Source organism: Streptomyces tatrensis, from assembly GCF_049310065.1.
Classification (GTDB): domain Bacteria; phylum Actinomycetota; class Actinomycetes; order Streptomycetales; family Streptomycetaceae; genus Streptomyces.
In genome coordinates, this window is the sequence record NZ_JBMDLB010000011.1 from 130,269 (window position 1) to 155,737 (window position 25,469).

Here is a 25,469-nt window from a genome sequence, read left to right on the forward strand (position 1 = left end):
AACGAGTTACGGCCCAGCCCACGGCCGGTCACAGCACGATCCGGTCCCAGCCCGCGCCGGAGATAGCGCAGGTTCGGAGCACCGCCTCTCCACCAGTGCTCATCGAAGGCGCGTCTGGGTTTGGTGACCTCCTTGTGATGGCTGGGGCGCGAACATGCTTCGCCGGTTTTCAGCCATGCCCGGATCATCAGAGCGTTGAGGGTGTGGGGGGGCGAGGGGGCCGTACGCGGCCTCGAGGGCGGTCTCCAGCTTGAGGGCGCAGACGACTGCGGTGGGCAGGTCCCCGGCATCGTATGCGGCCCGCAGGCGTGCCCACGTCTCTCGGTGGCGTTCGGGGACGGGCGCGACCGGCGGCACGGCGGGCAGGACCGGCTGGCCGGCGGGCCCGGGGCGGCCGGTTCCACGGGAGGGGCGTGTGCTCGGCGGCGGGGCGGGGCGTTGCGGTGGGGCGGGGTGATCGGCGGCGGTCGCGTCCGGGGGAAACGATCATGAGCCAGAGGGTGGGGCGGTTGGCTCGACTGCGCGAGCGCGGAGGGGCCTGGTTCAGACCGCCGGCCTACCCCAGTAGATCGAAAACCACGATCCCCGCTGCAGCCAGACGCGGGGCCTCCTGAACATGCATCATCCTGCTGAGGGGCTGGACACCCGTCCTCACACCCAGCTGTCACCTATCGGAGTACGTCTTGACCTATGGCTCCCGCCCCAGCCGCATCAACGACATGCTGCTCCCGCCATTCGACGGAGAGCCTGGCAATGTCTGGCTCAGCAACGACATGCTGCGCCACCAGAACTGGACAGACGCAGCCATAGGCGTGCTGGTACCCGAGAACCTCCTGTTCCCGGAAGGCGTGGAAGCCTACGACTGGGAGCCGCTCTACCACCGTGCACAGATCGAGGCCGTAAAGGCCCAACGCGGCTTGGGAGAGGCGATCTTCACTGACTCTCCCGCGCTCTGGCAGCAGTCCGGCCTCCGCAACCACGTGGCCAAGCTCCAACGGCAGTCCCGGCCTGACGCCCAGAACGACGCCAAGCTCGTCCAAGAGCGCTTGAGCGGCATGTTCGCTGCCACCCTTCAGGGGACGTACGAGAAAGAGGACGACTACGCCTCACTGTTCCCGGCCGCCGCACTGGAGACCGATAACCCCACCCCTCCTCCCATCACCGTGACCTCCCCATCCGATGCCTTGCCCCGCCCACGCCCCACACTTGCAGAGCCGTTGTCACCCGAGCAGCAGGCCTCTAGGTACCAGCGCCTGGTCCGCCTCACCGAAGACCGGCAGGCCACCACCCGCGGCCAACGACGCGCGAGCAGCGAACGCCCCGTACGGCTCGCCGCCGCCCGCGACGCGGTCCTTTTGCGCAGCGGCGGCCGATGCGAGAACCCGCACTGCGGCGGCCAGCCCGATGACCTCACTGACACCGGTTCGCCGCTCCTTGACGTCGACCACATCGAGGAGCTCGGAGCAGGCGGCGAAGACTCGCCCGCCAACATGATCACGCTCTGCCCGAATTGCCACCGGCTCAAGACCTTCGGCCGGACGAGACACGAGTTGATCCCCATCCTGCGCGAAGTCGCACGCCAACGGCACGCCGACCTGCTCGCCCACCCGAGCTGAGCAGCTCCATTCGAGCAACAGCGGCGGCTCTCGACACCGGTCGCACGTACGGTACGGCCGTCCAGGCGCCCGGCGTGGGAGAGACCTGCCGTAGACGGCCTCGGACCTCACCCTGTGGGGGAAGGACTCCGACAGGTTGGCCGCGCGGAAATCTCCACCGGGCGCTCTCGCCGACCCGGGCGGGCCCAAGCGGTGGAGCGCGGGCGCCATCACGGACGCAGCACGCTCTGGAGATACCCACCGGGGACGCTGTGACCGCTGAACTCCTGGAGGCCGTGCTGGCCTCTGTCGCCGCGCTCCGCGAAGGGGTCGAGGGCGTTCCGACCGCGGCCGCCCCGTCCGACGACGCCGGCCTTGCGGGAGACCCATCGGTGTTGACACCGGCCTGCGGAGCACTGCGCACAACCTCGCCGGGCCGACCCCACCTGCTCGGCCCCTCCCCTGCTGACGCGGCGCCGACGCGGACACAAATGGATCCGCCGTGACTGTGATCAAGGGCCAACCAGGAGCGAGGCACGTCCCGCGAACAGGCCGCCCCGGTCTTCGTCATGCCGCTCATCCTTTCTGCTGTCACTGACAGTGGAAGGACGCCGTAGCCGCCAAAGGGAATCGGAAGTCACGTCCACCAGCGCGGGAAGCGATCTCATCCCTGGATTCCGCAGCTGCTGTCAGTGCCCTCTGTCACGATGCCCCGGTCAACATCATGATCAGGAGAGACCATGGGCACCTGGGACGTCGGCCCCTTCGACAACGACACCGCAGCGGACTTCTGCGGCGACCTTGATGAGGCAGCTGCAGGCGAACGCGAGGGTATCGTCCGAGGCACTCTCACACGGGTGATCGACGCCGCGGGCTACCTCGAAGCACCAGAATCCGAGGAAGCCGTAGCCGCCGCTGCCCTTGTCGCCGCGCAGCGCCTCGGGGGTGAGCCTGCCGATCCCATATATGGGCCGGAAGAGCCCCTTTCTGATCTCACTGGCCTGCGCGATCTCGCTCTTCAGGCCCTCGACCGCGTCATGACCGAGCCATCCGAGTTGATGGAGCTATGGGCGGACTCGGATGGCGGTCCTTGGCGCGCAACCATCTGCCGCCTGCAGAAGGTGCTCCGGCCACAGCCTTCGGGAGAACCGCTCAGCCTTCTCTGACCCGCCGCAACCGCTACCGCTACTACCTGGAAGGTCACCATGAGCTGGGACGTGCTTCTCCTCCGCCTGCCTGATGACATCACATCGGTGCACGAGATCCCCGCCGGCTTCGCCCCGGACCCGCTCGGTCGGCGGCACGACGTACTTGAGGCTGTCACCCTGGCCTGTCCCGAAGCTGATCTCTCGGACCCCGCCAGGGGTGAACTTTCCGGCCCTAGTTGGTCCATCGAACTCAACATCGGCTCAGACGACCCAGTGGACTCGATCATGCTCCACGTTCGGGGCTCCGGCGGCGACGTGCTGACACACGTCTTCCGGCTTGCCGAGGCACTGCGGTGCATGGTGCTCGACTGCGCGGAAGGCGACCTGATCACTCCAGGGCAAACTTCAGGCTGGCACGCCTTCCAGCAGTTCCGCGATCGAGTGGTCGGACCCTCGCAGTGATGCCCCTTGGCCGCAGGATTAGCATCCGGCCCATTCACCCTGAAACCCGATCGAGTCTTGAGGGCCTGGCCCCGCCTGGTCGGATGATCACGTCCGATAAAGGCGACGGAGATGTACAGCCCCTGTGGCTCAGTGACGGGCCGGCCACGGCCGAGCTGTGGACGCGGATGCACGCCAAACACCCGCGCTCCGGGTCGTGGCCGCTGCTGCTCGATGCGCTGGATCCTAACGATGGTGAATTCCGCCCATGGGGATCCGGGGAGGTCTTCCCCGAGAGGATGTCCTCCCCGGCGGGCCACGACCCTGCCGACCTCCTCGCAGAGTGGTGGGCGACCTATACGGCCGACGAGGAGGACGACGACGTGCTCGACGTCAAAAGGCGCCTCGCCGTCACGGCCCCCTTCGGACAGGACTGGCCCGGCCTCGCGCCCAGCCGGGAGACGACAACGAGCCCCGATCAACTAGCCATCGAGTTCGTGCAGGCGTTCCTCGCCGACCGCCCACAGACACGTCTGGGGCTGGTAGCCGCCCCGTCCGGGGCCGAGGCGCTGACGGCTGCGGGCTGGTTCGGTCCCTGCAACTACGACAACGACACGGCGAAAGTCTCTGCGGTCGTCCGCGATTGGGAGCACCGGTTCGGCGCCCGTGTCGTCGCGGTCGGGTTTGACACCTTGCATCTCAGCGTCGCCTCGCCACCAGTGGACGAGCAGGAGGCCCTCCTAGTCGCGGCCGAGCACTTCGCGTTCTGCCCGGACAACATCTGGCAGGGAAGCAGGCCGTACACACTGGCCGCGTACGCCGAGCGGATCACCCGTGCTCACCGCTGGGACTTCTGGTGGGACTGATCCCTCCCGCGCCTGGGAAACGATCACCCGTCAGGTGGGAAGCGATCTTCAAGGGCTTCGTTCATGCCTGATCAGAGGCACTCGTGAACAGCCCCGGTCGGGAGGTGCTCCATCCGGCCACCGCACGTTTCACGGTCCGGCCAGCAGGGCTCCTGGCGCCACCCTGGATAGCCGCCCAGCTTGATCCCTGGCGCGTCGGCCAGGTGGGACGAGTAACGCAGCCCTGTCTCGGCCAGCAGCAACTCGAAACGGTCCTTGAGTGCGTCGCTGAGATCCCAGGCCAGGTCATCTTTCGGGTACTCGGCGACTTGCTCGGGGTGAACGACGCAGGGTGCGGGGTACCAGCCTCTGGGAAGCCCGGCCGCCGACGGTGCAGGTGTCGGCCCTACCTCCCCGCTGGCGAGGGAGCCCCGCCAGTACACCTGGGGCAGCGGGTAGCAGTAGGTCCAGTGTGCGTAGGGACGCCACAAGATCTGGGGCAGATCCATGCCTTCTGGGAAGGGTAGGCCCGGTACATCGACGCGGCGGACCTGCACGATGGGGGCCATGGGCGCGGCGGGTTCGAGGCGGCTCGTGGTGTCCGGGTCGTAGTGCTCCACGTCGCACACCGGCCACGGCTCGTCGGCGGGCCACAGCAGCGGCCGCCGACGGAGCTATCCCAGCACGTCGGAGAACCGGGGCGCGGATGCAAGCGGACCGACTCACGACGGTAGGGAAGCAGTTCGGGAAAGAGGCTCTCCACGTCGACCGGGCGGGCAGGTGTGTGACGGGACATGTGCCGAGCTCTAGAAGGATCGGGAGCCGGCTTTACGGTCGAGCCGGATTCGAACTACTCCGCCCGATGATTCTGCGTCAGTAACACTCCACGACGACTCCCCAAGACCTGTGTCAGAACCTGCTGAACGTGAACAAGGCCAGTCACCTGTTCCATGTCACCGTCGAACAGATAGAGGCAGTGGGAGCCGTCGGACTCGCTGCGTTCGTCCAGGTGGAACGGGGCCAGGGCTGATGCGTCGGTCATGTCGAGTTCCAAGGCTGGTCCGGGGGCGCGTCAGGCTGAGGCCCCTTGCTGAAGTCCAATCGCCTACGAGGCCATTCATCTCTGGTGTGCCTGGCGGGCTACGGCGAAGGGGCGTCTGCATCCCGGTGGCCGTAGGCCGCCGACCAACGGACGGCGGCGGGCTCCCCCTGCGAGCAGGGCCGGCGCGGACGCACGGACCATGAGGCCGCTCGGGGGGCAGCCCGTCCGGCAGGGCGAGGGTCCGTTCGAGCGGCTTCCGTTGCTCCCGGGGTAGCGCCTCAGCGACCCCCTTTTCGTCCTCTTGACGATATGAACATATCTCGTTATCGTCGCATTGACGAAATGAAGGGGGTTCGCCATGTCCGACATCACCCGGCGCTTCGGTTGGCGTCATCTGCGCTCCGCGCCCACCACCCACATCCGCCACCACAAGCGCGGCCGACTCGTCCACGACGGCCTGGGGCTCAGTTTCTGGTACCGGTCACTCTCAGCGGCGCTGTCCGAAGTCCCGGTCGACGACCGGGAGCTGGCCATGGCGTTCCACGCCCGTACGTCCGACTTTCAGGACGTCGCCGTGCAGGCCACCGTCACCTATCGGATCAGCGACCCGGCTGAAGCCGCGGCCCGACTCGACTTCTCCGTCGACCCGGACACCGGGAGCTGGCGCGGTGCCCCCTTGGAGCAGATCGCCACTCTCCTCACCGAAACCGCGCAGCAGCACACGCTGGACGTACTGGCCCGGACTCCGCTGGCCGTCGCTCTGGTGGACGGCGTCGCCTCCGTGCGGGAGAGCGTCACCGCCGGTCTCGCCGCCGAGCCCAGACTCCCGGCCACCGGCATCGATGTGGTGGCCGTGCGGGTCGTGGCGATCCGCCCCGAGGCCGAGGTGGAGCGTGCCCTGCGCACCCCGGCCCGCGAGCAGATCCAGCAGGAGGCGGACCGGGCCACCTATGAACGGCGGGCTGTCGCCGTCGAGCGTGAGCGTGCCATCGCCGAGAACGAGCTGGCCAGTCAGATCGAACTGGCCAGGCGCGAGGAGCAACTGATCGACCAGCGCGGCATCAACGCCCGCCGCGAGGCCGAGGAGAAGGCGGCGGCGGACGGCATCCGGACCGAGACCGAGGCGTCCCGCAAGGTCTGCCTGGCCCGCGCGGATGCCGAGGCGGCGCGCGAGACGGGCGCGGCTCGCGCCGAGGTTCAAGCAGCCTGGCTGCGCGTGCACGACGAAGCCGGCCCGGGCACGCTGCACGCCCTGGCGGCGACCCGGCTGGCGGAGAACCTGCCGCGGATCGAGAGCATCACTCTCTCTCCTGACGTCCTCACCGGGCTCCTGGCCAGGCTCGGACGCCCGGAAGGCGGCGCGGGCGCGTGAGCCTGGCCCCAAGGGCGGTGCTCGTGCACCGCAGAACCGAGTACGAGGAACTGCTCGCCCGGCACGGGACGCACGGGCAGGCCGTGTTCTTCCTTTCCAGCCGGGGCCGGTCGATCGACGAGGTGGTCCGCCGCCACGAACGCACGCGGCAGGCGCTGCGGGAGGTCGCGGCGGCGGTGCCGCTCACCTGGCGCAGCTCCCGGGTGGAGCGGGCGGACCTGGACCGCTTCCTGTTCGCCCCCGAGGACGTGGTGGTCGTGGTAGGCCAGGACGGCCTGGTCGCCAATACCGCGAAGTATCTGCGCGGACAGCCGGTAGTGGGCATCGACACGGACCCGGGGCGAAACCCGGGAGTCCTGGTCCGTCACCGCTGCGCCGACGCGGCTGCGCTGCTGCGTGCGGCAATCGCTGCCGGAGGCCGGGCAGAGGAGCTGACCATGGTCGAGGCCGTCGCCGACGACACGCAGCGCCTTCTCGCGCTGAACGAGATCTACCTTGGCTCGCACGGTCACCAGACGGCCCGCTACCGCCTGGGTTCCGACGGCGACAACGGCCCGGGTGAGGCCCAGGCATCCTCCGGAGTGCTGGTGGGCACAGGCACGGGCGCCACCGGCTGGCTGCGTTCCCTGTGGCTGGAGCGCGGCAGCTCCGCATGGCTGCCCGCACCCTGCGAGCGGCGGCTCCTGTGGTTCGTACGGGAGGCCTGGCCCTCCCCCGCGACCGGTACGACGAGGGTCGCCGGAGAGCTGGGGCGGGGTCAGGGGTTGCAGCTGACCGTGGAGTCGGACCGGATCGTGGTGTTCGGCGACGGGATGGAGAGCGATGCGCTGGAGCTGACCTGGGGCCAGAGCGTACGGCTGGGCATCGCTGGAACGTCGCTGCACCTGGTGACGTGAGCGCCCTGCCCTACGACCGGCTCGCCACCGCAGACCCCACCGCCCGTGCCGTGCGCCACGAGGTTGGAGGTACTGGAAGGGCGGCCTGACGGATCTCCTCGGGCTGCTCGGCGTCGTCGAGACCGCGAGGAGGACCATCACAGCTCGTGCCTCGTCCCCGCTGATCAGTTTCAAGCGCGGGTCGGTGACCTGGCTTTGTTGGCGGGTTTCGACTCTGGTCCACATTTTGTTGAGGCTCACGGAAAGTGATGTCAGTGGGGTGTGGTGGTATGGCCGGACTCTGCCGTTGACCTGCTGGAAGGCCACTGTGATGCCCGTGTATCCGTCTCTGACTCACGCCTTGGCCGAGGCTTTGGTCGGTGCCCTGTGGTTCATCGAGGGCAGCGAAGACGAGCAGATGGACCCGGACGATGCCGTGAAGGTGCTGGAGGGCGTCGCCCACCTGTTCAGCCAACTGTCAGCTGATCAGCGGCAGGAGCTCATCGATTTGCTCAGGGTGATGGTAGAGGCCGAGCCCGACCCGGCCCGACGGGAGTTCTTGGAAGGGTTCCCGGAAGGATTCGGGCTGGTCGAGGACCCGTCTTGAGTGGGTTCTTCAGGAGTAGACCAGGAAGCGCTTTCGTAGCAGTTCGAATCCTGCGCGGCCGAACATCTGACGCTTCAGCATCTTGATCCGGTTGACATGACCTTTAACGACTCCGGAGCACCAGGGCAGTGAGAGAGCAGCGATGACGGCGTCTCCGAGGGGGACGCGTCGCCTTCGACTACGGGAAGCTGACCCCCGCCGAGCGCAGCGCCTACCACCACGACCCCGGCGGCCAGGCCTCCGCGGCAGGCGCACATTGACGACTGGGTGAAGGCCTTCACCGTGCTCGACGAGAGCGTCAGGACCGCCCTCGCCTCTGCCGTCGTCGACAGCAACCGCGACCTCCTGGGCCGGGGCGGCGAGTCGCTCAACGGGTTCAACGCCCATCCCGAGACCGACCTGGCCAAGGCGGGAGCGCCCCTGCCGGACAAGGACGTCGGCACGAAGACGGACGGGTGGGCCGCCGAGGGCGAGGCCACCTTCACGGGTCCGACCTGGGTGCTTCGGCCAGCGGCACCAAGTACGGCAAGGAGGCCTCGGCCAAGGCCTACGCCGACCTCTTCCACGCCACCGCGGAGGGCTCCCTGACCAACGGCGACCTGAAACTGTCCGGGATCGCCGACGGCTACGCGGGCGCCAGGGCCTCCGCGAACTGGGGATGCACCGACAATGGCGTCAACGCCAAGGCCGAGGCCTCCGTGGGAGCACGTGCCCTGGTCGAGGGGCGCGTCGACTACGGGCATGTCGGCGCCTACGGCCGGGCCGAGGGATTCGCCGGCGCCGAGGCCCAGCTCGGGGCCCGTGCGGGCAAGGACGGGGTCACCCTCAGCGCGAAGGCGGTCGCCGGGGCGAAGGGCTCGGTCGCCGGAGGAGCGGAGGTCGGCGGGATCGGCTTCGGCTCGACGGCCGGAGGGCTGGTACGGTCCGGGTGCCGAGGCGAAACTGACCTTCGGCAAGGAGGACGACGGCAATTACCACTTCGGCGGCAAGGTGGGCCTCTCCCCCGGCAAAGGCGGCGCCGTGGGGCTCGAGTTCACCGTCGATCCCGACAAGGTCGTGGATGCCGTCGGCGACGCGGCCGACGCGGTCGGCGACTTCGCCGGCTCCGTCAAGGGCACCGTCGACGGCTGGTTCGACTGATGCACGACCCTCTGGAAGGAAAGGCCCGAGGTGCCCACGACACTGCCGGTCCCGATCGAGTTCAGGCTCCCGGAGAGCTGGCGCCCCGCGCCCCCGGACGAGGTGGCCGCCGCCGGCATGGCCTTCGTCGCCCTGCACCCCGAGCCGGACGCGGGATTCACCGCCAACATCACCGTCGATGGGGACTTCCGGCCGGACGCGGCGACGCTCGACGACATCGCCGACGAGTCGGTGGCCCTCATCGACGGCACCCCCCACGACCTCGTCCAGTCGCACGTCTACCAGACGGTCCTGGACCTGGCGGACCGGCGCAGGCGCGCGGTGATCCAACTGGTCCTGACCGCCACCGCGAACCAGCACGACCATGTCCTGGGCGATTCCCAGGACTTCCTCCGCACGGTCCGCCCGGACACCGCCGGGACGGCGTCCTAGTGCGTCACGCCGACGCGGAAGGCAGGCTGCCCCGATGGGCCTCTTCGACAGACTGACCGGCACCAGGCACCCCGACAGCGGCGTCGCACCGCGTTCCACGCAAGAAGTCCGGGAGGCGCTGCTCTCGCTCAACGGGTCGGACGTGCCGTACCTGGTGCGCGCCGCCACCCCCGCGGAGGGCGCCGACCTGGTGGCCGAGTGGCGGATCCTGGAGCCGGCCTGGCACACCTTCTTCGCCAGGACCCAACTGGACCGGACGCTCAAGACCCGAATGCGGCTAGTCCCCGGGAACCACGAGGTGCGGACCCTCGACGAGCAGTGGGAGATCACCTGGGTCTGGGGCACCCCCAGCCTGGCGGCCTCGCGCGAATACTCCCGCGGGCAGGTGACCGCCGTCTCGCGCCGTTGGGAGATCGGGCGGGGGGCCGACGGCAAGCTGGAGAAGACCGAGACGTTCCGCTTCGATCCCGCGGACATGAAGGATCCCCTGCGGGACACCGTCCTCGGTGCCGGATGGACTTGGCGCGGAGTCGCCTTCGGCAAGCTCTGACGACGGGCTCCGTCCGCGAACTGAGACCACGAGCTCCGACCGGGTTCAACGCCAGGCCCAGGCCGCTTCTTAGGGGTCACCTCGCGGCCCAGGTGTGGGTGGCCGCGAGGTGGAGGGCAGCCCGGTAGATGGTCGCTGTCTTGTCGTAGCGGGTGGCAAGTCCACGCCACTGTTTGAGCTTGTTGATGCAGCGCTCGACCGTGTTCCGCTGCTTGTAGGTGGCTTTGTCGAAGGCGGGCGGCCTGCCACCCTGGGGCCCGAGGCGTTTGCGGTTGGAGAGCTGGTCCGAGGGCTGCGGGATCACGGCTCGGATCCCGCGTTTGCGCAGGTGGTCCTCGCGGATCGTGCGGGACGAGTAGGCCTTGTCGGCCAGCACGGTCGTGGGTCAGGTCCGGGGCCTCCCTCGTGGCCGTGCCACCCGAATCGCTGTCATGACCTGCGGGAAGGCCGGAGCGTCGCCGGCCTGGCCTGGAGTGAGGACGAACGCGAGCGGTCGGCACCGGCCGTCCGAGGCAAGGTGGATTTTCGTGGCCAGTCCGCCGCGGGACCGTCCGAGGGCATGATCGTGCGGCTCGTCGGCCGGGGCCCCTTTTGACGGGCCCCGGCCGCGTGCTGATGCGCGCGGACGATTGTGGAGTCGACTGCGACGACCCAGTCCAGATCGCCTTCGGGGCATCGGCCCCGGCGGGCAGAGATAAGAAACGGCCTAGCCGTTCCGCCAATTGACGAAGGACGCCTCGTCCTGCAGCACCACGCTGATCGTCCCCTGTCGAAACGCCGCGTCGCTCAGGAGTCTATAAAGGAACTCGGCCATCCCGAGGGGGTGCAACTGCATCTCGGGGCTGGTGTGCCTTCCGCATATCAGGACAGGCCATTGATCCGGATCGTTGTCCGAGGTCACCCAGCAGTAGATGTCCGCTCCCGACGTCACGCCCCACGCCAAAATGGACCCGGGGTCCACGTCGAAGTCGGCGTCGTCGCAGCACATCTCCCAGGTCTCACGGGCGATCTCCGTCTCGTCCTGCAGCCCCGGGCCTGCCGTGTACGGGTACCCGTCAGCCTGCAGTGACGGCAGCAGGATGCTGATCCCGTCGCTGATTGCGCCCGACCCGTACACCTCCATGAAGCGGACGTAGTCCGAGGGGAATCGGGTCCCCCAGGCCGCCTCGACCTCACCCCAGTCGACCCGCTCGTCAACCCCGTGAGTCACCGGCATGAGCTCGGCAAGCGCCGCCACCGCCTCCGTCCCGCGCATGTCCCACCCTTCGTCCCGCCGCCCGCATCGTGCGGTGCGTCGTATCCGAGGGCCCAACCTACGAAGCCGGGCTCTGCAGCGAATCTCCGGGGCGCCACCTCCGGAGCCTCAAGATCCGAAAGAGACGCACTAGTGCAGCTGTGATCACACTGACACGACGGCTCAGCGGCGGTTGTCAGAGCTGGGTTGGATGATGCACTTGCTCACGGACGCGTCACGGATGGGAGACAGGATGCCGTCGCCGTTGGAACGGTTGCAGGCGCTGCTTGGCGAGCCCGAGGAGGTGTGGGGTTGGCCGCGTGCCGAGGTTTGGGAGGCTTCGGAGCAACACCTCGCTGTCACGTTGCCATCGGACTACAAGGCCTTCATGGACGTGTACGGACCGGGCACTCTGGACGGATACCTTCACTTGGATCGGCCGACAGGTCTCACAACTCCTGCCCAACTCGAGGAGTTCTGGTCGCTTGACTCCTGGCGCCAGTCACGCATCGAAGCCCCGGAGCTCTATCCCTTCGCCTTCCATCCGGACCCCGCTGGGCTCATCCCCTGGGGCAGCGACGAGCACAGTAACGAGTACTACTTCCACGTCGTCGATTCAGACCCTGACCAGTGGGGGATTGTTGTCGGCAGTGAGTGCGGGGAATGGTACGAAACCAGCGGCACCTTCACCGGCTTCCTGATTCGCTGCTTCGAGGGTGGTGACCGGCCAGCCTTTGTGGACCGGTCCTGGCCGAGAACAGACCCGCGTTTCACGCCGTTTGACTCCTAACGGCTCGGGCTCTCCAGTAAGGGGCATTGCTCGTTCTGGTGAGGTACGGACGGATGCCGATCCGCCCGAACCTCACCAGGCCAGAGCGCAGAAGTAAGGCTGGCTGCGGTCGCGGCGGGAGATATCGTCAAGACCTGTGGGTGGGCTGATTTGTCAGTCTGGTGCTGATGAGTTGATGGCGACGAGTTCAACCTCGAATCCGTCGGTGTTCTCCAGGTATGCGGCGTAGTTCTGGTTGCCGCTGGCGTGCGGGTACCGGTCGGGGAACAACAAGCTCCAGCCGTGCTGCAGGGCTCCGGAGACCAGCGCCTTCACCGTGTCGTTGCCCTCGACGTGGAAAGCCAGATGATTCAGGCCCGGCCGGCACCGGTCGTGCTGGCCGGCGGTGAGGTCCGGGGACTGTTCGAAGACGAGATAGGTCGCCCCGAGCCGCCAGCTGCGTCCGTTGCTCCAGGTCTGGAACAGTGCGTAACCCAAGGCCTCCAGCAGCCATCCGAAGGAGGCGACGGCGCGGTTGAGGTCGGGTACCCAGATCTCGACATGGTGGAGCATCCCGCTGGTCGGCCGCGTCATGCCGCCACCGCCGGGGAGGGTTCGATCAGGTAACCACTTTCGAAGCGGGCGCCGGCGCGGACGAGGGCGACGAGGTGGGGTGCGGTGACCGCGCGCCAGCGGGCCTGGGCGGATTCGGCGAGTTCGAACACCATCGCGAGTGCGGCGGCCGGGCTGCCGGCGCCGCGGGTTACCTTGCTGCGGAGCTTCACGGTGGAGAACGTCGACTCGATGGGGTTGGTGGTCCGCAGGTGGATCCAGTGCTCGGCCGGGAAGTCGTAGAACGCCAGCAGCTCGTCCACCTCTTCGGTGATCTTCTTCACCGCCTTCGGCCACTTCGCACCGTAGTCCCGCGCGAACGCTTTCACCGCCTTCTCCGCGTGGGCACGGTCCTCGGCGTTGTAGATCTCCTGTAGGGCCTTCTTCGCGCCCGGCTGCGCTGGCTTCGGAAGGGCGTTCGTGCCGTTGCGGGCCTTGTGGACCCAGCACCTCTGATGGCGTGCGTCGGGGAACACCTCAGCCAGGGCCCGCCAAAGGCCCATCGCGCCGTCCCCAACCACCAGGGCAGGATCGGTCATGCCGCGTCGGCGGCAGTCGCGCAGCAGGTCGGCCCACGACTCCGTCGACTCCCGCAGCCCCTCCGCGAGGGCGATCAGCTCCTTGGAGCCGTCGGTGCGCACGCCCATCAGCACCAGAACGCAGGAACGTGCCTGGCCGAGGCGGACCTTGGGGTGCACCCCGTCCGCCCAGATGTACACGTAGTCGATATCCGACAGGTCACGGTCCCGGAAGGCGGAGTGATCGGCCTGCCACTGCTTGGTCAGCCGGGTCGCTGCGGCCGGGAACAGCCCCGCCGAGCTGCCCAGGAACTGCTCCAGCGCGGGCACGAAGTCACCGGAGGACAGGCCGTGCAGGTAAAGCAGCGGAAGTACTTCGCTGACCTTCGGGGACTTGCGGCACCACGGCGGCAGGATCTTCGAGGAGAACCGCATCCGCTCGCCCGTGGCTTCGCCGATGCGGCGGCCGTCGACCCGGAGCGCCCTCACCTCGATCGGACCGGCGGCCGTCTTCACCGCCCGCTCGTGGTGGTACCCGTTGCGGACCACCAGCCGCCGACCGGCCGCGTCCTTCTCACCGGCAAGCTCCGCTATGTACTGGTTGACCTCGGCCTCCAGCGCCGCGGCCAGCATCCGCCGGGCACCCTCGCGGACGATGCCGTCGATCAGGGAACCGGTCTCGGTAGTCCCATCGGCATTCACTACGCTGAGCACGGGTGTGCCTTCCCGACCCGCGCAGCCACGCGGGCCTACTCGATGACCAGAAGTCGATCACTCGGGAAGGTACCCCCTTCGGCGTCCGCCCGAAGCCGACCCACAAGTCTCGAGCATTGCTCGGTCGTCGAACGCACGCTGGCCTGGCTCATCCACGCCCGACGCCACGCCCGTGCACTACGAGAGGCTCGTGCAACACAGCGAAGCCCTCATCACTTGGGCAGCCATCACTCTCATGACCAGGCGCATCGCACAGCAGAACCTCAGGAATCAGTAACCTCAGGGCTGACCGGGGGCAACGCCCACGGTTCCAGCGTTCCGTCACAGAGCTCGGCCAGGAACTGCACAGCTCCGCCTTCGTAGTGCCACCAACCGCCGTTCCGAGACGCTACGGTGACCCGCCACTGCTGCGGGCTGTGCTCGATGGAGCTCCACAAGAACCGGTCTCCCTCGGATGACTCGCCCCATGGGAGCAAGCCGCCGGGTGCCGGATACGGGCGGCGCAGGTCAGTGGCGTCATCGGAGTCCCACCACTCCCGATCGTCCCGCATGGCCCGCAAGCGGTAGATCTCCCGCCCCGGGTCAGGAAGGCTGACGAGGAGGAAGTCGTCAAGCGCAAACGCGGGATACCACTCAGTCAGACGCTTGAAGTCGGCAGGCAGGACGATGCTGAGACCATCCTCAATGACGTTCCAGTCAAGTTCAGCAGGCTCTGCACGTCGGTGATCTACCAGCCCGGGAACAGCTCTCTCCAACACGGCGATCGACTCGTCTGGATCAAGGACCCTGCGGACCGGCGTCTGAGTCCCGATGAAGTCGTCATCAATCATGGCGAGCAGCGTGTCAGATCGCTCCGACACCCGGTTCAGCCAGGGCACCATCACTCCCAAGACACACCACGCACACCGAGCTCTCAGCCCATCCGGGCTCAGGCAACCCCGGATCGCAAACAGGTACCGATCTTGTCGTTTAACCCAAGTGCCGGGGGCTGACCTGCTGCCCGGTGGGGATGAATACGGCCACGTAGTCCTCGAACCCTTCGTGTAGGCCCCATTCCTCGCGGGCCATGGCGGCTTCGTGTCTGGCTCGGGAGTCTTGGCGGCCCTTGGCGTAGACGTGGACGGTGTAGATCGTGGTCGGATCGAGCTGCAAGGCTGGGACATGTCCCTGGCTACCTGTAAGCCAGCCCGCAGCTGGTGCGGCAGGGCCAGTGGTGGGGCCGTACATGCTCATCCGCCCGCCTGAAATCGGCAGGTAGGGCCACGTGCCGAGTAACTGCCACTGCGTGGACTGTTGGACGGGCTCGGTCTCGGTGAGCATGAGGGTCACCCAAGCATCATGGGACTGGACGCAGCTGACGATAGTGAGCTGGCCGGGGGTGCCGATCACAGGCTCGTCGGTGCGGAAGTCAGGTGTCTGGTCGATACCCTCCAACACGGTCTCGATGTGCTCATTGATGTAAAAGTGCGAGTACTCGATGCTGACAACGCCGCTGACTACGTCCATGTCTGGACCGTACGCCGTCATAACACTGGAGGGAGATGAGGTTGCCTAAGACGTGATGCGTCTCGGTTTGGTGCCCTGCTTGTGGTGGCTGGGGCGCGAGTACGGTTCACCGGTTTTGAGGACGCGTCCGACGTCGTGAACGACAGCCCGAATGCGATTCTCGGATCCGAGTGGGCGCCCGGGGCCTGGCCTGGCAGGTTTTGGTGCACCGGCTGGCTGAGGGCACTTCGCACGGAGGTGCCTGAACCCGCGCCGGACTCGGGCGGGAGTGAGCTTGTTCGGTGCGGCGGGTCTCTCCCAGGGCCGCCGCAGGTCGGCAGTGAGGGGGCGGGCGAGCCGAAGTTGGGCGTGGACGGCGATGATCAGCCAGGTCCAGCGATCCGCTGCCTCGGCGAGACGGAGTTTCGGACGGGTCCAGCCGAGCGTCTCACATTCAGATCTTGCCCCTGAGGCCCCTGAGCGGAGTCAGAACTGACCTACCGCTGGAGTCAGTTGTCACTGACGCAGCCACGGCAAGCGCTTCTCCGCCCGCCTCATCGACGGAGACGACAACGAGGCCGGCGTCCGACGCCTCAATGAGATGTACCCCCTGAACCGTATCCTCAACGCAGACGCTTTCTACGTGAAGATCATGCCCTGATCACTGGCGGAGCTCCCGTGTCCCTCATCGCCGAGTACAGCACCATGGCACGCCCGGACCGCGGCATCGTGCAGGTCTACGACGCCGACGCCTACCTTGGTGACGATGAGACGCTCGCCCGGTCGAGGGCTAAGGTGGTCGCCGGAAACGGATACCACCTCTACCTTCACAGCCTCCAAGTCGACGTCGAGGTCCAGGTCGTCATCAACATTTGGGCCGGCCCCCAAAATCCCCCGGAAGGCATCGAGGGCACCGTCGCGCTCACCCTGGAATCAACAACCGGGCAGCTCATCGTCAACCAGCTCACCTACGGGCCGGCAGGCGTCATGGAACTGCCCAGGCCCGGCGTGTACGACGGCCACGCGACCTGGAGTGGACGCGACACCACGGCCGCCTACTGCGACACGAGCCACCGCCGCTCCGTCGAAGAGGCATGGACCACGGAACAGCTCCGCGCCGCGTGGAAACAGTGCCCCACAACGGAGCAATACACCCTCGACCTCTGGTTCGTAAGGGAAGCCGAGGACGATGAGGGCGGGGAATAGTCCTCGCCAAGCCTGAGAGATCCCGTGCCGCGTACGCGCCGGCCGCGCGGAGCATCGCTCCGCGGCAGCCGGAACCGGTGAGCGCCAGGTCAGATGAACGCGCCCTTCTCACTGGCCTCCAACCAGCCGAGAAGGGCGCGCGATTCTTGGGCCAGCTTCGGCGGACTGTTGCTCCACCCGGCCCCAGGGCGATCGCAGCAGGTCAGCGGTAGGGGCTCCAGCGGCCGAAGCGGGCCATCAGCTTGCTTGCCGCGTCCTCGTTGAGGCCTAGGTGCGCGGCGGCCTGCGCGGTGTCCAGGTCCGCCGCGGTGTCCCGGGCCGCCCAGTACCCGACCCGCTCGGCAACGACCTACAGGCCGCGGGCCACCCGCACGCCCGCGACCGGGGAGGTCTTCGTCAGCTTGCCGATCTCCCCCTCCGGTCACTCCAGCAGCGTAGTAATGGTCTCCGGCAGGGGAATGGTCGTCGTCTCGACCTGGGCGGTGTGCCCGTCCCAGTCGCGTTCGCCCGCGTCCGCCTACTCGCTCCCGCCCTCGGCCAGGCTCTGGTCGCCGATCGCCTCCCAGTCCAGACGGTGTTCGGGGCCGGTCCAGCCGCAGGAGCACACCGCGCGCAGTGCGGCTGCTTTCGGTACGTGGGGCCAGTGGCCGTTGCAGACGCTCCACTGCGAGACCGGGTCTCCTCCCCCGCCCGAGTCGGCATCGAAGTACACCGGGGTCGGGACGGTGCCGTCCGCGAGGACGGCCTCGACCGCGCCCGTGTGGGCGGTGCCGAACTCCTCAGTCGTCCAGGTCTCGCGCCTACTCACCACGGCCCGCCCTCTCCCTGCCCTGTGTTCAAGCGGCCCACGGTGCAGGGTTGCCTGAACACGACATCTCGTGGTCGACACCTGCGCGAAGAAGTGCCTGGACGTGACGGTGAAGACCGTCAGTCGGCCGAAGAATGCGGTCGGGTTCGCGTCGTGCCCCGCAGTTTGGGTGGTCGAGGGGCCGATCGCCTGGGTCATGCACGCCCGCCGGCAGTCCCGCCGGGCCAGCCGGGCGGCCTCTCGCGAACAGACGCGGGACTGGCGTGGTCACCACCGCGACCGCCAACCGCACTTCCCGACACACACCCTCGCACCGAGCCGCACGGCCCGTCAGCCCGCTCCAGCGGATACGTCGCGAGCAACGTACGTCCAGCCGTACACGCCGCAGGCCCCGCGGGCTGGCGGGGCCTGCGGCCTGTGCAGCAACCCTGCTCAGCGGCGCCTTTGCCGCCAGGCTTCCCAGAGGGGGCCGACGACGACGGAAAGCAGTCCCACGCCAGCTGCAACCAGCACCGAGCGCACGGTGAATGCCTGCTCGAAGGCGAATTGAACAGCGAGGAGGATCGCGACAACGCTGACGAACGTGACGACTGCGTTTCGAGCAGTGCTCACGGGTTCTCCTTGCGTCGGGCTCGCTGGTGTCAGCATGCGACATTCTTCCACTCGGGCCAGCCGACTACGACGCCGATCGGGGCGTAGGGCAGCCGGATCTGTACACAGCGGCCCTGGCTTGCAGCGCCTTTGAAGGTCTTCTGAACGCTCTGTGCCGCAGCGCCCAGCGTTCCACGACAGATGGTGCGTTCCGGTACGTTCCTGACCCTGGCGGCGGAAAGCGACGAAACCATCGCGGGACATTTGAAGGGGAGATCGCCCGGCGCGCACCATAGGCGAGGCACTCGCAGACACGGCAGGGAAGCCCGTTGGTGGACACGCTACGAGCGAAGACCCGGACTCGGCTGAACCGAACCCTACCCAAAGACTACGAATACGTCTTCAAGGCCCTGTATATCGGCGCCGCCTGATTTCTCGTCGAGCACAAGCACGTGGGCGCCCTGAACCACCGCCGACCCGCCCGAGCCGTGCCGTCCGGATGGGGGGTTCGTCTGCGCGGAGCGGGTCCGGCGTTCTACGCTCGCCGGGCTGCGCCGTGGGTGAGGAGCCGATTGTGACCGCAATAGCAACACCGCCGGAGGCGGAGGCTCCCCTGCCGCCCTTCAGGGGCTGGCGTTATGCGGCGGAGGCCGCCGTCTACCGGAACGGTGTCGAGGAGCTCCTGGCCGAACCGGCCGTCGTCGACCGGTTGCAGATCCGCCCGGAGGTCACGGCCGACGCGGTGCGCGCGGCCATGCACGGAACTGCGGTCGTGGAACGGGTCCTGCTGCTTGCGCGGGTAGACCACGAGGCCGTCGTCTCGGCGCTGGACTGGCGGACGAGGCAGCGGCGGCGCCTGGCGCGCGCCCGGGCCCAGCTCGGGCTGGAACCGGCCACGGTGGCAACCCTCCTGATGGTAGTCGGCATGCTCGCCAGTCTGAACGGGTCCGGCGGCTTCTGGTCCACCTCGCAGGTGGCGGCGGCGGTGGCCGCATGTGCCGTGGGCGCATGGCTGTGGCGCCGCCCTCGCGCACGTCGGCAGCTGCGCATCATGCCCGTCTACATCCGTTGCCGGTTAGGGGCGTGGGTTAGCGCCTCCTACGTCGACGGTGCACTGCAGCGGCTCGCGGCGGAGTTGAACGCCCGCAGCATGCGCCAGGTCCTCCTCGAGGTGATCGAGGCGTTGCTCGGCGACGACCCGCACTCCGTGCTCATGTACGACGGCTATCACGGGCTGCGGGCGCGGCGGGACTCCCGATTCTTCGTACGGAGCCTGTGCGCGGTGCAGTTGGCGCGCAAGCTCAGTCTGATCGACGGCGGCACCATCGCACTCAGCGGTCCGCGGGGCGTGGGCAAGACCACTCTCCTGGACGCCGTGAGCAGTCTGCTCCGGCCCGCGACGGCAGAAACCGCGAAGCCCGACTTGGTGATCCGCGTTGCCGTACCCGCCGCATACACCCCGTACGACTTCCTGCTCTCATGCCTGGTCGGCGTGTGCGAGCAGTACCTGCAGCGGAGCGGGCAGCCCGTACCCGACTTCACCCGGCTGTCAGGCTTCGTACGGCTGGGCCGGCGCGCCAGGAGTCTGGCCCGCCGCACCGGGCGGTGGCTCCTTTTCGCCCTGCCCGCCACTGCCCTGCTCGTCCTGGGCGCAGCTGTGACGGTACGTGGCTGGTGGGGCGGCCGACGTTCGGCCTTCATGTCCTTCGCAGCAGATGGGGAGCAGAATGCCGCCCACGTGGTGGACGGACTCTGGCGTGGTCACTACGTCGTGGTCAGCCTGATGATCGCCTGGACGAGCCTCTTCGTGTGGGGCCTTCGTACGCCGGGGCGCTTGCGAAGGTTCCTCGGACTGAGGGAAGAGCGCCGGGCAGGCTGGGTGCTGCTCTGGGCACTCGGCTGGGTGCTGGTCGCGACGCCGGTCCTGGACGTTCTGGTGGCCGTGTACGACGCCGTCGACATCGTGCCGGACCGGACCAGCCGGATGGGTTTACCCCCAAATGGGTTGACAGCCTTCCTCGCCGTGCTGCTGGTGCCGCTGTTCGTGTTCCTGCTCGTCACGTCTTCGGACTTCCCGCGACGTCTGACGGTCCGCGACCGCTTGCTGGTGGCGATCACCCTGGCGGGTCTGGCCTGCATCGGGTTCATGCAGCTCTCCCCGACGACCCGGCCTGCCGTAACCGACCCCGAGAACCCCGGCCGGCTCACGCTGCTCCTGCTCGGGCTGGTCCTCGTCCGCTGCTCCTTCGAAGGGCGCAAGCAGCAGGAGAAGCAGAGCGACCTGACAAGGCGCTGCCTGGACCAGCTCTTCCGGCTCCGCACGGTCCAAGGCACATCGGCCGCACTGAACCTCGCTTCGGGAACGCCCTTCGGAAGCGCGCACGGTTCCACCCTGTCCACCGTGCCGCCGAACTTCCCCCAGCTGGTCGCGGAGTTCCGGGCAATGATGGAGGCGATCGCACAGGAGCTGGGCGAGCAGGGCGACGGGCGGGTGTTCCTATGCATCGACGAGTTGGACCGAATGGCCACCCCGGCGCAGGCGCGAACGTTTCTCGGCGAGGTTAAGGCGATCCTCGGCGTGCCCCGGGTCTACTGCCTGGTGTCGGTTGCCGAGGACATCAGCGCGGGGTTCGTACGCCGTGGCATGCCACACCGCGACAGCACCGACAGCGCCTTCGACGACGTCGTCCACATCCGCCCGATGACGCATGCCGAGTCGGTGGCGATCCTGGAGGAGCGCGTGCCCAGGCTCCCCCTGCCGTACGCGACCTTCGCCCATGCCCTGTCCGGAGGCATCCCGCGGGACCTCATCCGCTACGCCCTCGGCCTGGTCGAGTTGCGCCAGAGCACCCTGTACGTGGAACTGCGCGACATCGCACTCGTCATGCTGGCGGACGAGCTGTCCGACACCCTCGCCGGCTTCCGGACCCTGCTCGCCGCCCAGCCGTGGACAGCCGAGACCGCGCCGGTCATGGTCGACTACCGGATCCTCACGGAGCAGTTGGACGCTGCCCGCCCGCAACAGGCAGACGATCTCATACGCGCCTTGCAGGATTTCGCAGCGCCGGCGGTGCCCGTCGTCCCGGGAGCTGCCGGACCTGACGACAGGGCCTTGCCGGAAACGACGCGCCCGCTGGTCGCCGAGGCCCGGGCATACGTCGCCTACGTGCTCACCCTGCTCCAGATCTTCACCCCCGCGGACTTCAGCCGACGCCGCGACGACGTCGAGCAGGCGGACCCGGACGGCTCAGTGCAACGCCTGGCGGACATACGCCTGGAACTGGCCGTATCCCCGTACAGTGCCCTCGTCCTCGCCGACCGGGTCAGACGCGCCTGGGGACTTACGCCGCTGGCCGCGGCTCCCCCGCCGACGCCACCCATGCCGGACCAGGCGCCCAGCTAGACCCGTACTTCGCGGGTGAGCGTTTCAGGTCTGTGGCCAGCGAGTCTGCGTGATGTCGGTGTCGAGGAGGTCGAGGAGGTGGAGTTGGACGCCGCGGTTGATCTGGACGGTTGGCGGGTCGGTGACGTTGCCGATTCGCAGGGTGAGTTCGCCGAGGTGGTAGAGGATCATTCGGCCGGTGGGGCGGACCCGGCGGTTGTCCGGGTAGAGGCCGGCCATGGTTTCTTCGGGGCCGAGCGCGCGTCTGACCTGCCGTTCGATCAGGCAGAAGACGAGCAGGGCCAGGCAGATGACCTGGATCAGCGCGGCGACGCGTCGGTTGTGCTGGACGAATACCGGTGCGACCGCGAGGGGGCCCTTGAAGTCGTGGTAACGCCGTTCGACCGCGCCCTGGCCCTTGTAGTGGATCAGGACCTGGGCCGGGCCGGCCTTCCCGGCCGGGACGCTGGTGATGAGCGCGTACCAGCCGTCGACGGCTGCTTCGGCTTTCAGCACGTCCTGGTCAAAGTTCCAGGTGAGGCCGGGGGTGCCGTGCTCGTCGGCGGTGATGTGCCAGCGCAGGCAGGAGGTGACGCGGCGTTTGGCCGTGACGACGCCGATCCGGGCGACGATCTTCTCCCGGGTCTTGTAGTGGCGTCCGCCCGCTGCGGCGGTGAGCTTGTCGAGGTCTTCGGCGGCCTTGGCCAGTCGTTTGGCCCGGGCTGCCTGCTGGCCGGCCGCGACGGCGGTGGAGTGGACCAGGATCCGGCGCACCGTGAGCGACGGGTCGCTCTTGCGGCGGCCGGTCAACGTGTGGGTGTCCTCCAGAACCCGGTATGTCTCGCGTTCCGCCTCCGGTTTCCTTTCGTCCCGCTCGGGCACCCAGTCGACAGGCTCGGCCCGCCCGAGATCCAGGGCCGCGTAGACCTCGTCCTTGATCTGGGCGGCCGGGACGGGAGCGATGAACTCCACCCCGGCTTCCAGCAGGGCGGTGATGTTGGAGTAGGACACCAGCTTGGAGTCGGCGACCATCAAAAACGTGTGGGTGCCGGCCATCGTCTTCAGGTCTTTCATCGCTCCAACGACCTGGCTGACCTCGGCCGCGGCGCCGTCGAAGACCCGGGAGTGCACGGGGATACCGCCGTCGGCCGCTACCGCGAGCCCGGCCTGGACCTGCTTCAGGTCCACCCGCCGGTCCTTGGGATGCCCGTTGCAGCCGATGAGCGGGTACTGCTCGTCCTGGTCCTCGGCGGGGAAGGCTCCGTGGACGGACATGCTGGTCATGTCCCAGTGCAGCCGGGAGACGTCGATCCCGAACTCGGTGATCGCCCGGGCGCCGACCGTGCCCGCGATGACCTCCAGTTTCGGGGCGATCGCGTCCAGCGCGCGGGCCAGACGATCATCGTTGAGCAGGTCCGGCGTGATGCCGAAGACCTCTTCCACCGCCCAGGTCCGGGCCCAGTCCCCGACCCGCACCAGCGGTGCGGGCGAGGTCAGCCGGTTGGCCACGAGCGCCTCGATGACCTGCCCGTGCGTCAGATGGGCGCTCGCGCCGCCCGGACACACCTCATCGACGATTCCGGCCACGTCCAGCCGGCGCAGAAACTCGGCAGCGACAGGCAGAGCGCCCAGACGCTTTTCCACCACGGACGTCACCACAACTTCAAGGCGCTGACGCTGGGACCGTGGCCGCGGGGACCGGGAAGTCATCGACACACCCGGCCCAACGCCACACGACCGGTCCGGGACACTCCCGGACCGGTCACACCATACGAATCAACGACCCGCGAAGTACGGGGCTAGAGAGCGATTGACGCTACCGGCGGCCGGAGGAATGCTCGCTGGAGTCGTCACCCGGCTCGACGAGGAGCGCCTCCTGGGCCACAGGGGCGGGATCGGGAGGCGGCCCGGGAGCCATGGCGGGCCCAGGGACGGAGACCTTCGCCGCAGCGGGCGGCGGCGCCCACGGATCCCAGGCTTCGGCGTTGCGCGGCCGGAATTGCGGCCAGTGCGGTGCGCCGGGCACGGCCACGGCTCCCTTGTCGGTCAGGCGACTCGCTTGTACATCGGACAGCGGTTTGCCCTGGCTGGAGTAGGTGCCGGTCATACCGTCGGCAGCGAACTCGGACACGACCCGGGTCTCCTTTTTGGACGCCGCGAACCAGGTCGGAGTCTCGGCCCCGGACGCGAACAGGGCATCCTAGTCACGCAGTTCGGCCAACGTCTGCTTGCGCCACTGGTCACCCACGCTGCCTATCCCGCATTCCGTACCCCCCGACCTCGCGCTCGCCCTGAGCACCGCCGGCCGCCTCATGGAGTTCGGCCGCTGCGAGTACTCCGAGGTCTCCGCGTCCGTAGAACTCCCCACCGTCGCCGAGGTGCGGTGGGTGGCGGGTGGCGGAAGAGCTGCCCGGAGGGTGGTTCCGGGGCAGGAGAAATACGGGGAGTTCGACGGGGTGCCGTTCGAGGAGTAGCCCGCGCGCTGGTCGTCGGAGTCCAGGCGCCCGGTCTGCCGGCCGACCCGTCCGCGTACGAAGGACGGCTGCGGCCTCAGCAGCACAGACCAGATGCCGCGGGACCTCATCAACAACCGAGCGCGGCAGGGGGCCGGCACGGCGGGCTTCCGGGAGTTCCGTCCCAGCCAGGGCCCCGCACCGGCCCACCGGCCCACCCGCCGACCCGCCGGTCACGTAGGCGCTCGGCAGGATGCTCCGAATGTTCTGCTCGCCGTGGACGTCGGCTGGCTTCACCGTGTTCACGAAGTTGGTGTCGGTGTTGGTGGGAGCCGAGCCGGCGGAGGTCGTCAGCGACAGCAGGACGGCCGCGAGCATCACGCCCAGGGAGTACCTGAGAAGCCAGCCAGGGTCAGGGTCCGGGGATGGCGGACTGCGCCGTCTCGAAGGTGGCCTTCTCCTGGTTGCCGAAGTTCGTCCCAGCCACGTAGGGACTGGGGGCACGGTTCTGGGCTTCGGCGATCGCGTCGAGGCCGCCGGTGCTGGACTGGGCAAAGTGTGAGGTGACGCCGACCAGGACGCCCTCGCCGGTGGCCTGATTGAAGTCCTTGAACCAAGGTCCGCCGCTGGATCCGGGGCTGAGCTGGGTCTTCATCAGGTCGCTGTTGGTGTCCCACCACCACTCGCGGTTGATCCAGGACGGGCCCTGGCTGAACAGCAGCGAGCGTCCGTCGTAGATGCGCTGCTGCGGGGCGGGGATGTTGTTGACGTTCGGAGAGCCGTTGATCACCGCAGCGCCGGTGCCGGAGAAGTTGGGGCCGCTGTAGCTCTTGATGTTCAGTGTGGGGTAGCCGAAATTGGTGCGTGGCGTTGTGCGGGCCGGGTTGAAGCCGATCGGCTGGCCACCGCCCACGACGTCTTCGATCGGACGGTCGTCGGCCGGGTTGTCGACGACCATGGCGGCCATGTCGTTGTTGTTGAAGTGGTTGGACTGGGCCGCCCAGCCTTCGGTCAACCAGGCTCGGGTCACCGCCCACACTCCGTACGGTGCGACGTCGGGGCCGATCGCAGGGCCGGTTTCCAGGTCGGTGCCCGGTGCGACGCGCGGCAGGTTCTCCCCCCGGAAGTCGGGGATGAACAGCACGTTCGTGGCGACCTGGTTCAGGTCCAGCGGAGCATTCAGGCCCCAGTTGATGCGCAGGCAGTGTGCCGCGGTGACCACGACGCTCTGGTTCTGGCTCTTGACCACCGTGGCGGTGCAGGTCGCGAGGTTATCGGTCGTGCCCGTGCCGTCGGCGTTGCGCATCCGCATCACCAGTTTACCTACCGTCTTGGTGATCTTCCCGCCGCCGGCCCAGGGCCGGGCGGTGTCATCCCATCCGGCTGCCGGAGCGACGGCTTCGGACCCGTCACCGTTGAGCGATGCGGCTGAGAGGCGGTTCAGGTTCCAATACCCGACCTGCTCCTGAAGTCCGGCCTCGTAGCCGGCACCGAGAGGGACAAGGCGAAGTTCGGCGGGTCCGGCGGCGTGTGCAGCCGGGGCGCTTCCCACAGTTGTTGCGGTGGCCGCGGCCACCGCAAGGGCCAGCACGGAAAACCGTCGGTGGGCTAACAGGCGCATCCTCATGTCGTACTCCTCTGGATAGAACG

Annotated in this window: 25 protein-coding genes and 3 pseudogenes; 15 read left to right on the forward strand and 13 right to left on the reverse strand. The window is 68.1% G+C overall.

Annotated features, from left to right (window positions below):
* Positions 1 to 683: 683 nt before the first annotated feature.
* The 4 genes from ACODT5_RS16305 to ACODT5_RS16320 all read left to right on the forward strand — a co-directional run bounded on the left by ACODT5_RS16305 (position 684) and on the right by ACODT5_RS16320 (position 4,050).
* The gene (locus tag ACODT5_RS16305) at positions 684 to 1,616 is read left to right on the forward strand and encodes an HNH endonuclease (RefSeq protein ID WP_422520010.1); all 933 of its coding nucleotides are present in this window, start codon (positions 684 to 686) and stop codon (positions 1,614 to 1,616) included.
* Between the two features lie 719 nt (positions 1,617 to 2,335).
* Positions 2,336 to 2,761: a DUF4259 domain-containing protein gene (locus ACODT5_RS16310; RefSeq protein ID WP_422520011.1), complete on the forward strand. Its 426-nt coding sequence runs from the start codon at positions 2,336 to 2,338 to the stop codon at positions 2,759 to 2,761.
* A gap of 39 nt (positions 2,762 to 2,800) precedes the next feature.
* Positions 2,801 to 3,205: a hypothetical protein gene (locus tag ACODT5_RS16315; protein WP_422520012.1), complete on the forward strand. Its 405-nt coding sequence runs from the start codon at positions 2,801 to 2,803 to the stop codon at positions 3,203 to 3,205.
* Positions 3,206 to 3,483: 278 nt separating this feature from the next.
* Positions 3,484 to 4,050, forward strand: a complete 567-nt coding sequence (locus ACODT5_RS16320) for a DUF4253 domain-containing protein (RefSeq protein ID WP_422520013.1) — start codon at positions 3,484 to 3,486, stop codon at positions 4,048 to 4,050.
* 71 nt (positions 4,051 to 4,121) lie between these two features.
* On the opposite strand, the gene ACODT5_RS16325 is transcribed toward ACODT5_RS16320, so the two are convergent.
* A complete protein-coding gene (locus tag ACODT5_RS16325; RefSeq protein WP_422520014.1) occupies positions 4,122 to 4,649 on the reverse strand; it encodes a hypothetical protein in 528 nt (175 codons plus the stop codon).
* Between the two features lie 780 nt (positions 4,650 to 5,429).
* Between ACODT5_RS16325 and ACODT5_RS16330 the strand changes: the two genes are divergently transcribed.
* The 6 genes from ACODT5_RS16330 to ACODT5_RS16355 all read left to right on the forward strand — a co-directional run bounded on the left by ACODT5_RS16330 (position 5,430) and on the right by ACODT5_RS16355 (position 10,047).
* Entirely contained in the window at positions 5,430 to 6,443 is a 1,014-nt protein-coding gene (locus tag ACODT5_RS16330) for an SPFH domain-containing protein (protein ID WP_422520015.1), read from the forward strand.
* Positions 6,440 to 7,339, forward strand: coding sequence for a hypothetical protein (locus ACODT5_RS16335; protein ID WP_422520016.1), 900 nt, complete (start codon positions 6,440 to 6,442; stop codon positions 7,337 to 7,339). Before ACODT5_RS16330 ends, ACODT5_RS16335 begins: the two co-directional genes overlap by 4 nt.
* Positions 7,340 to 7,679: 340 nt before the next feature.
* Entirely contained in the window at positions 7,680 to 7,925 is a 246-nt protein-coding gene (locus tag ACODT5_RS16340) for a hypothetical protein (RefSeq protein ID WP_422520017.1), read from the forward strand.
* Between the two features lie 267 nt (positions 7,926 to 8,192).
* Entirely contained in the window at positions 8,193 to 8,513 is a 321-nt protein-coding gene (locus ACODT5_RS16345) for a hypothetical protein (protein ID WP_422525270.1), read from the forward strand.
* Positions 8,514 to 9,095: 582 nt separating this feature from the next.
* The gene (locus ACODT5_RS16350) at positions 9,096 to 9,497 is read left to right on the forward strand and encodes a hypothetical protein (protein ID WP_422520018.1); all 402 of its coding nucleotides are present in this window, start codon (positions 9,096 to 9,098) and stop codon (positions 9,495 to 9,497) included.
* A gap of 34 nt (positions 9,498 to 9,531) precedes the next feature.
* Positions 9,532 to 10,047, forward strand: coding sequence for a hypothetical protein (locus tag ACODT5_RS16355; RefSeq protein ID WP_422520019.1), 516 nt, complete (start codon positions 9,532 to 9,534; stop codon positions 10,045 to 10,047).
* A gap of 76 nt (positions 10,048 to 10,123) precedes the next feature.
* Here ACODT5_RS16355 and ACODT5_RS16360 read toward each other — a convergent pair.
* Together ACODT5_RS16360 and ACODT5_RS16365 are read right to left on the reverse strand one after the other, a co-directional pair.
* Positions 10,124 to 10,603 (reverse strand): annotated as a pseudogene (locus ACODT5_RS16360) (IS5 family transposase); the annotation flags it as partial.
* Positions 10,604 to 10,753: 150 nt separating this feature from the next.
* Complete coding sequence (locus tag ACODT5_RS16365) at positions 10,754 to 11,302, reverse strand: SMI1/KNR4 family protein (protein ID WP_422520020.1); 549 nt, start codon at positions 11,300 to 11,302, stop codon at positions 10,754 to 10,756.
* A gap of 244 nt (positions 11,303 to 11,546) precedes the next feature.
* On the opposite strand from ACODT5_RS16365, the gene ACODT5_RS16370 reads away from it, so the two are divergent.
* A complete protein-coding gene (locus ACODT5_RS16370; RefSeq protein WP_422520021.1) occupies positions 11,547 to 12,071 on the forward strand; it encodes an SMI1/KNR4 family protein in 525 nt (174 codons plus the stop codon).
* Between the two features lie 153 nt (positions 12,072 to 12,224).
* On the opposite strand, the gene ACODT5_RS16375 is transcribed toward ACODT5_RS16370, so the two are convergent.
* Positions 12,225 to 12,644, reverse strand: coding sequence for a VOC family protein (locus tag ACODT5_RS16375; RefSeq protein ID WP_422520022.1), 420 nt, complete (start codon positions 12,642 to 12,644; stop codon positions 12,225 to 12,227).
* Complete coding sequence (locus ACODT5_RS16380; RefSeq protein ID WP_422520023.1) at positions 12,641 to 13,894, reverse strand: IS256 family transposase; 1,254 nt, start codon at positions 13,892 to 13,894, stop codon at positions 12,641 to 12,643. The genes ACODT5_RS16375 and ACODT5_RS16380 overlap by 4 nt, the downstream gene beginning before the upstream one ends.
* 123 nt (positions 13,895 to 14,017) lie before the next feature.
* Here ACODT5_RS16380 and ACODT5_RS16385 point away from each other — a divergent pair.
* Positions 14,018 to 14,150 (forward strand): annotated as a pseudogene (locus ACODT5_RS16385) (IS5-like element IS4811 family transposase); the annotation flags it as partial.
* A 7-nt stretch (positions 14,151 to 14,157) separates the two neighbouring features.
* Here the strand turns inward: ACODT5_RS16385 and ACODT5_RS16390 are convergent.
* From ACODT5_RS16390 to ACODT5_RS16400, 3 genes and pseudogenes are all read right to left on the reverse strand, one after another.
* Positions 14,158 to 14,724 (reverse strand): SMI1/KNR4 family protein, encoded by a 567-nt coding sequence (locus ACODT5_RS16390; protein WP_422520024.1) that lies wholly within the window; start codon positions 14,722 to 14,724, stop codon positions 14,158 to 14,160.
* Positions 14,725 to 14,863: 139 nt separating this feature from the next.
* On the reverse strand, positions 14,864 to 15,400 hold the full coding sequence (locus ACODT5_RS16395; protein ID WP_422520025.1) for a hypothetical protein: 537 nt from the start codon (positions 15,398 to 15,400) through the stop codon (positions 14,864 to 14,866).
* Positions 15,401 to 15,445: 45 nt separating this feature from the next.
* Positions 15,446 to 15,829, reverse strand: a pseudogene (locus tag ACODT5_RS16400) (NF041680 family putative transposase); the annotation flags it as partial.
* Between the two features lie 228 nt (positions 15,830 to 16,057).
* Between ACODT5_RS16400 and ACODT5_RS16405 the strand changes: the two are divergent.
* Positions 16,058 to 16,585 (forward strand): hypothetical protein, encoded by a 528-nt coding sequence (locus tag ACODT5_RS16405; RefSeq protein WP_422520026.1) that lies wholly within the window; start codon positions 16,058 to 16,060, stop codon positions 16,583 to 16,585.
* Between the two features lie 517 nt (positions 16,586 to 17,102).
* Here ACODT5_RS16405 and ACODT5_RS16410 read toward each other — a convergent pair.
* Entirely contained in the window at positions 17,103 to 17,396 is a 294-nt protein-coding gene (locus tag ACODT5_RS16410; protein WP_422520027.1) for a hypothetical protein, read from the reverse strand.
* Positions 17,397 to 17,825: 429 nt separating this feature from the next.
* Entirely contained in the window at positions 17,826 to 18,005 is a 180-nt protein-coding gene (locus tag ACODT5_RS16415; RefSeq protein ID WP_422520028.1) for a hypothetical protein, read from the reverse strand.
* A gap of 553 nt (positions 18,006 to 18,558) precedes the next feature.
* Between ACODT5_RS16415 and ACODT5_RS16420 the strand changes: the two genes are divergently transcribed.
* Complete coding sequence (locus ACODT5_RS16420) at positions 18,559 to 21,387, forward strand: hypothetical protein (RefSeq protein WP_422520029.1); 2,829 nt, start codon at positions 18,559 to 18,561, stop codon at positions 21,385 to 21,387.
* A 24-nt stretch (positions 21,388 to 21,411) separates the two neighbouring features.
* Here the strand turns inward: ACODT5_RS16420 and ACODT5_RS16425 are convergent, their stop codons facing one another.
* Together ACODT5_RS16425 and ACODT5_RS16430 are read right to left on the reverse strand one after the other, a co-directional pair.
* Positions 21,412 to 23,013 (reverse strand): IS1634 family transposase, encoded by a 1,602-nt coding sequence (locus ACODT5_RS16425; RefSeq protein WP_422520030.1) that lies wholly within the window; start codon positions 23,011 to 23,013, stop codon positions 21,412 to 21,414.
* Between the two features lie 169 nt (positions 23,014 to 23,182).
* Positions 23,183 to 23,497 (reverse strand): hypothetical protein, encoded by a 315-nt coding sequence (locus ACODT5_RS16430; protein WP_422520031.1) that lies wholly within the window; start codon positions 23,495 to 23,497, stop codon positions 23,183 to 23,185.
* A gap of 97 nt (positions 23,498 to 23,594) precedes the next feature.
* On the opposite strand from ACODT5_RS16430, the gene ACODT5_RS16435 reads away from it, so the two are divergent.
* A complete protein-coding gene (locus ACODT5_RS16435) occupies positions 23,595 to 23,840 on the forward strand; it encodes a hypothetical protein (RefSeq protein WP_422520032.1) in 246 nt (81 codons plus the stop codon).
* A 391-nt stretch (positions 23,841 to 24,231) separates the two neighbouring features.
* Here ACODT5_RS16435 and ACODT5_RS16440 read toward each other — a convergent pair whose 3' ends face one another.
* Positions 24,232 to 25,446: a trypsin-like serine peptidase gene (locus ACODT5_RS16440; RefSeq protein WP_422520033.1), complete on the reverse strand. Its 1,215-nt coding sequence runs from the start codon at positions 25,444 to 25,446 to the stop codon at positions 24,232 to 24,234.
* Positions 25,447 to 25,469: the final 23 nt, after the last annotated feature.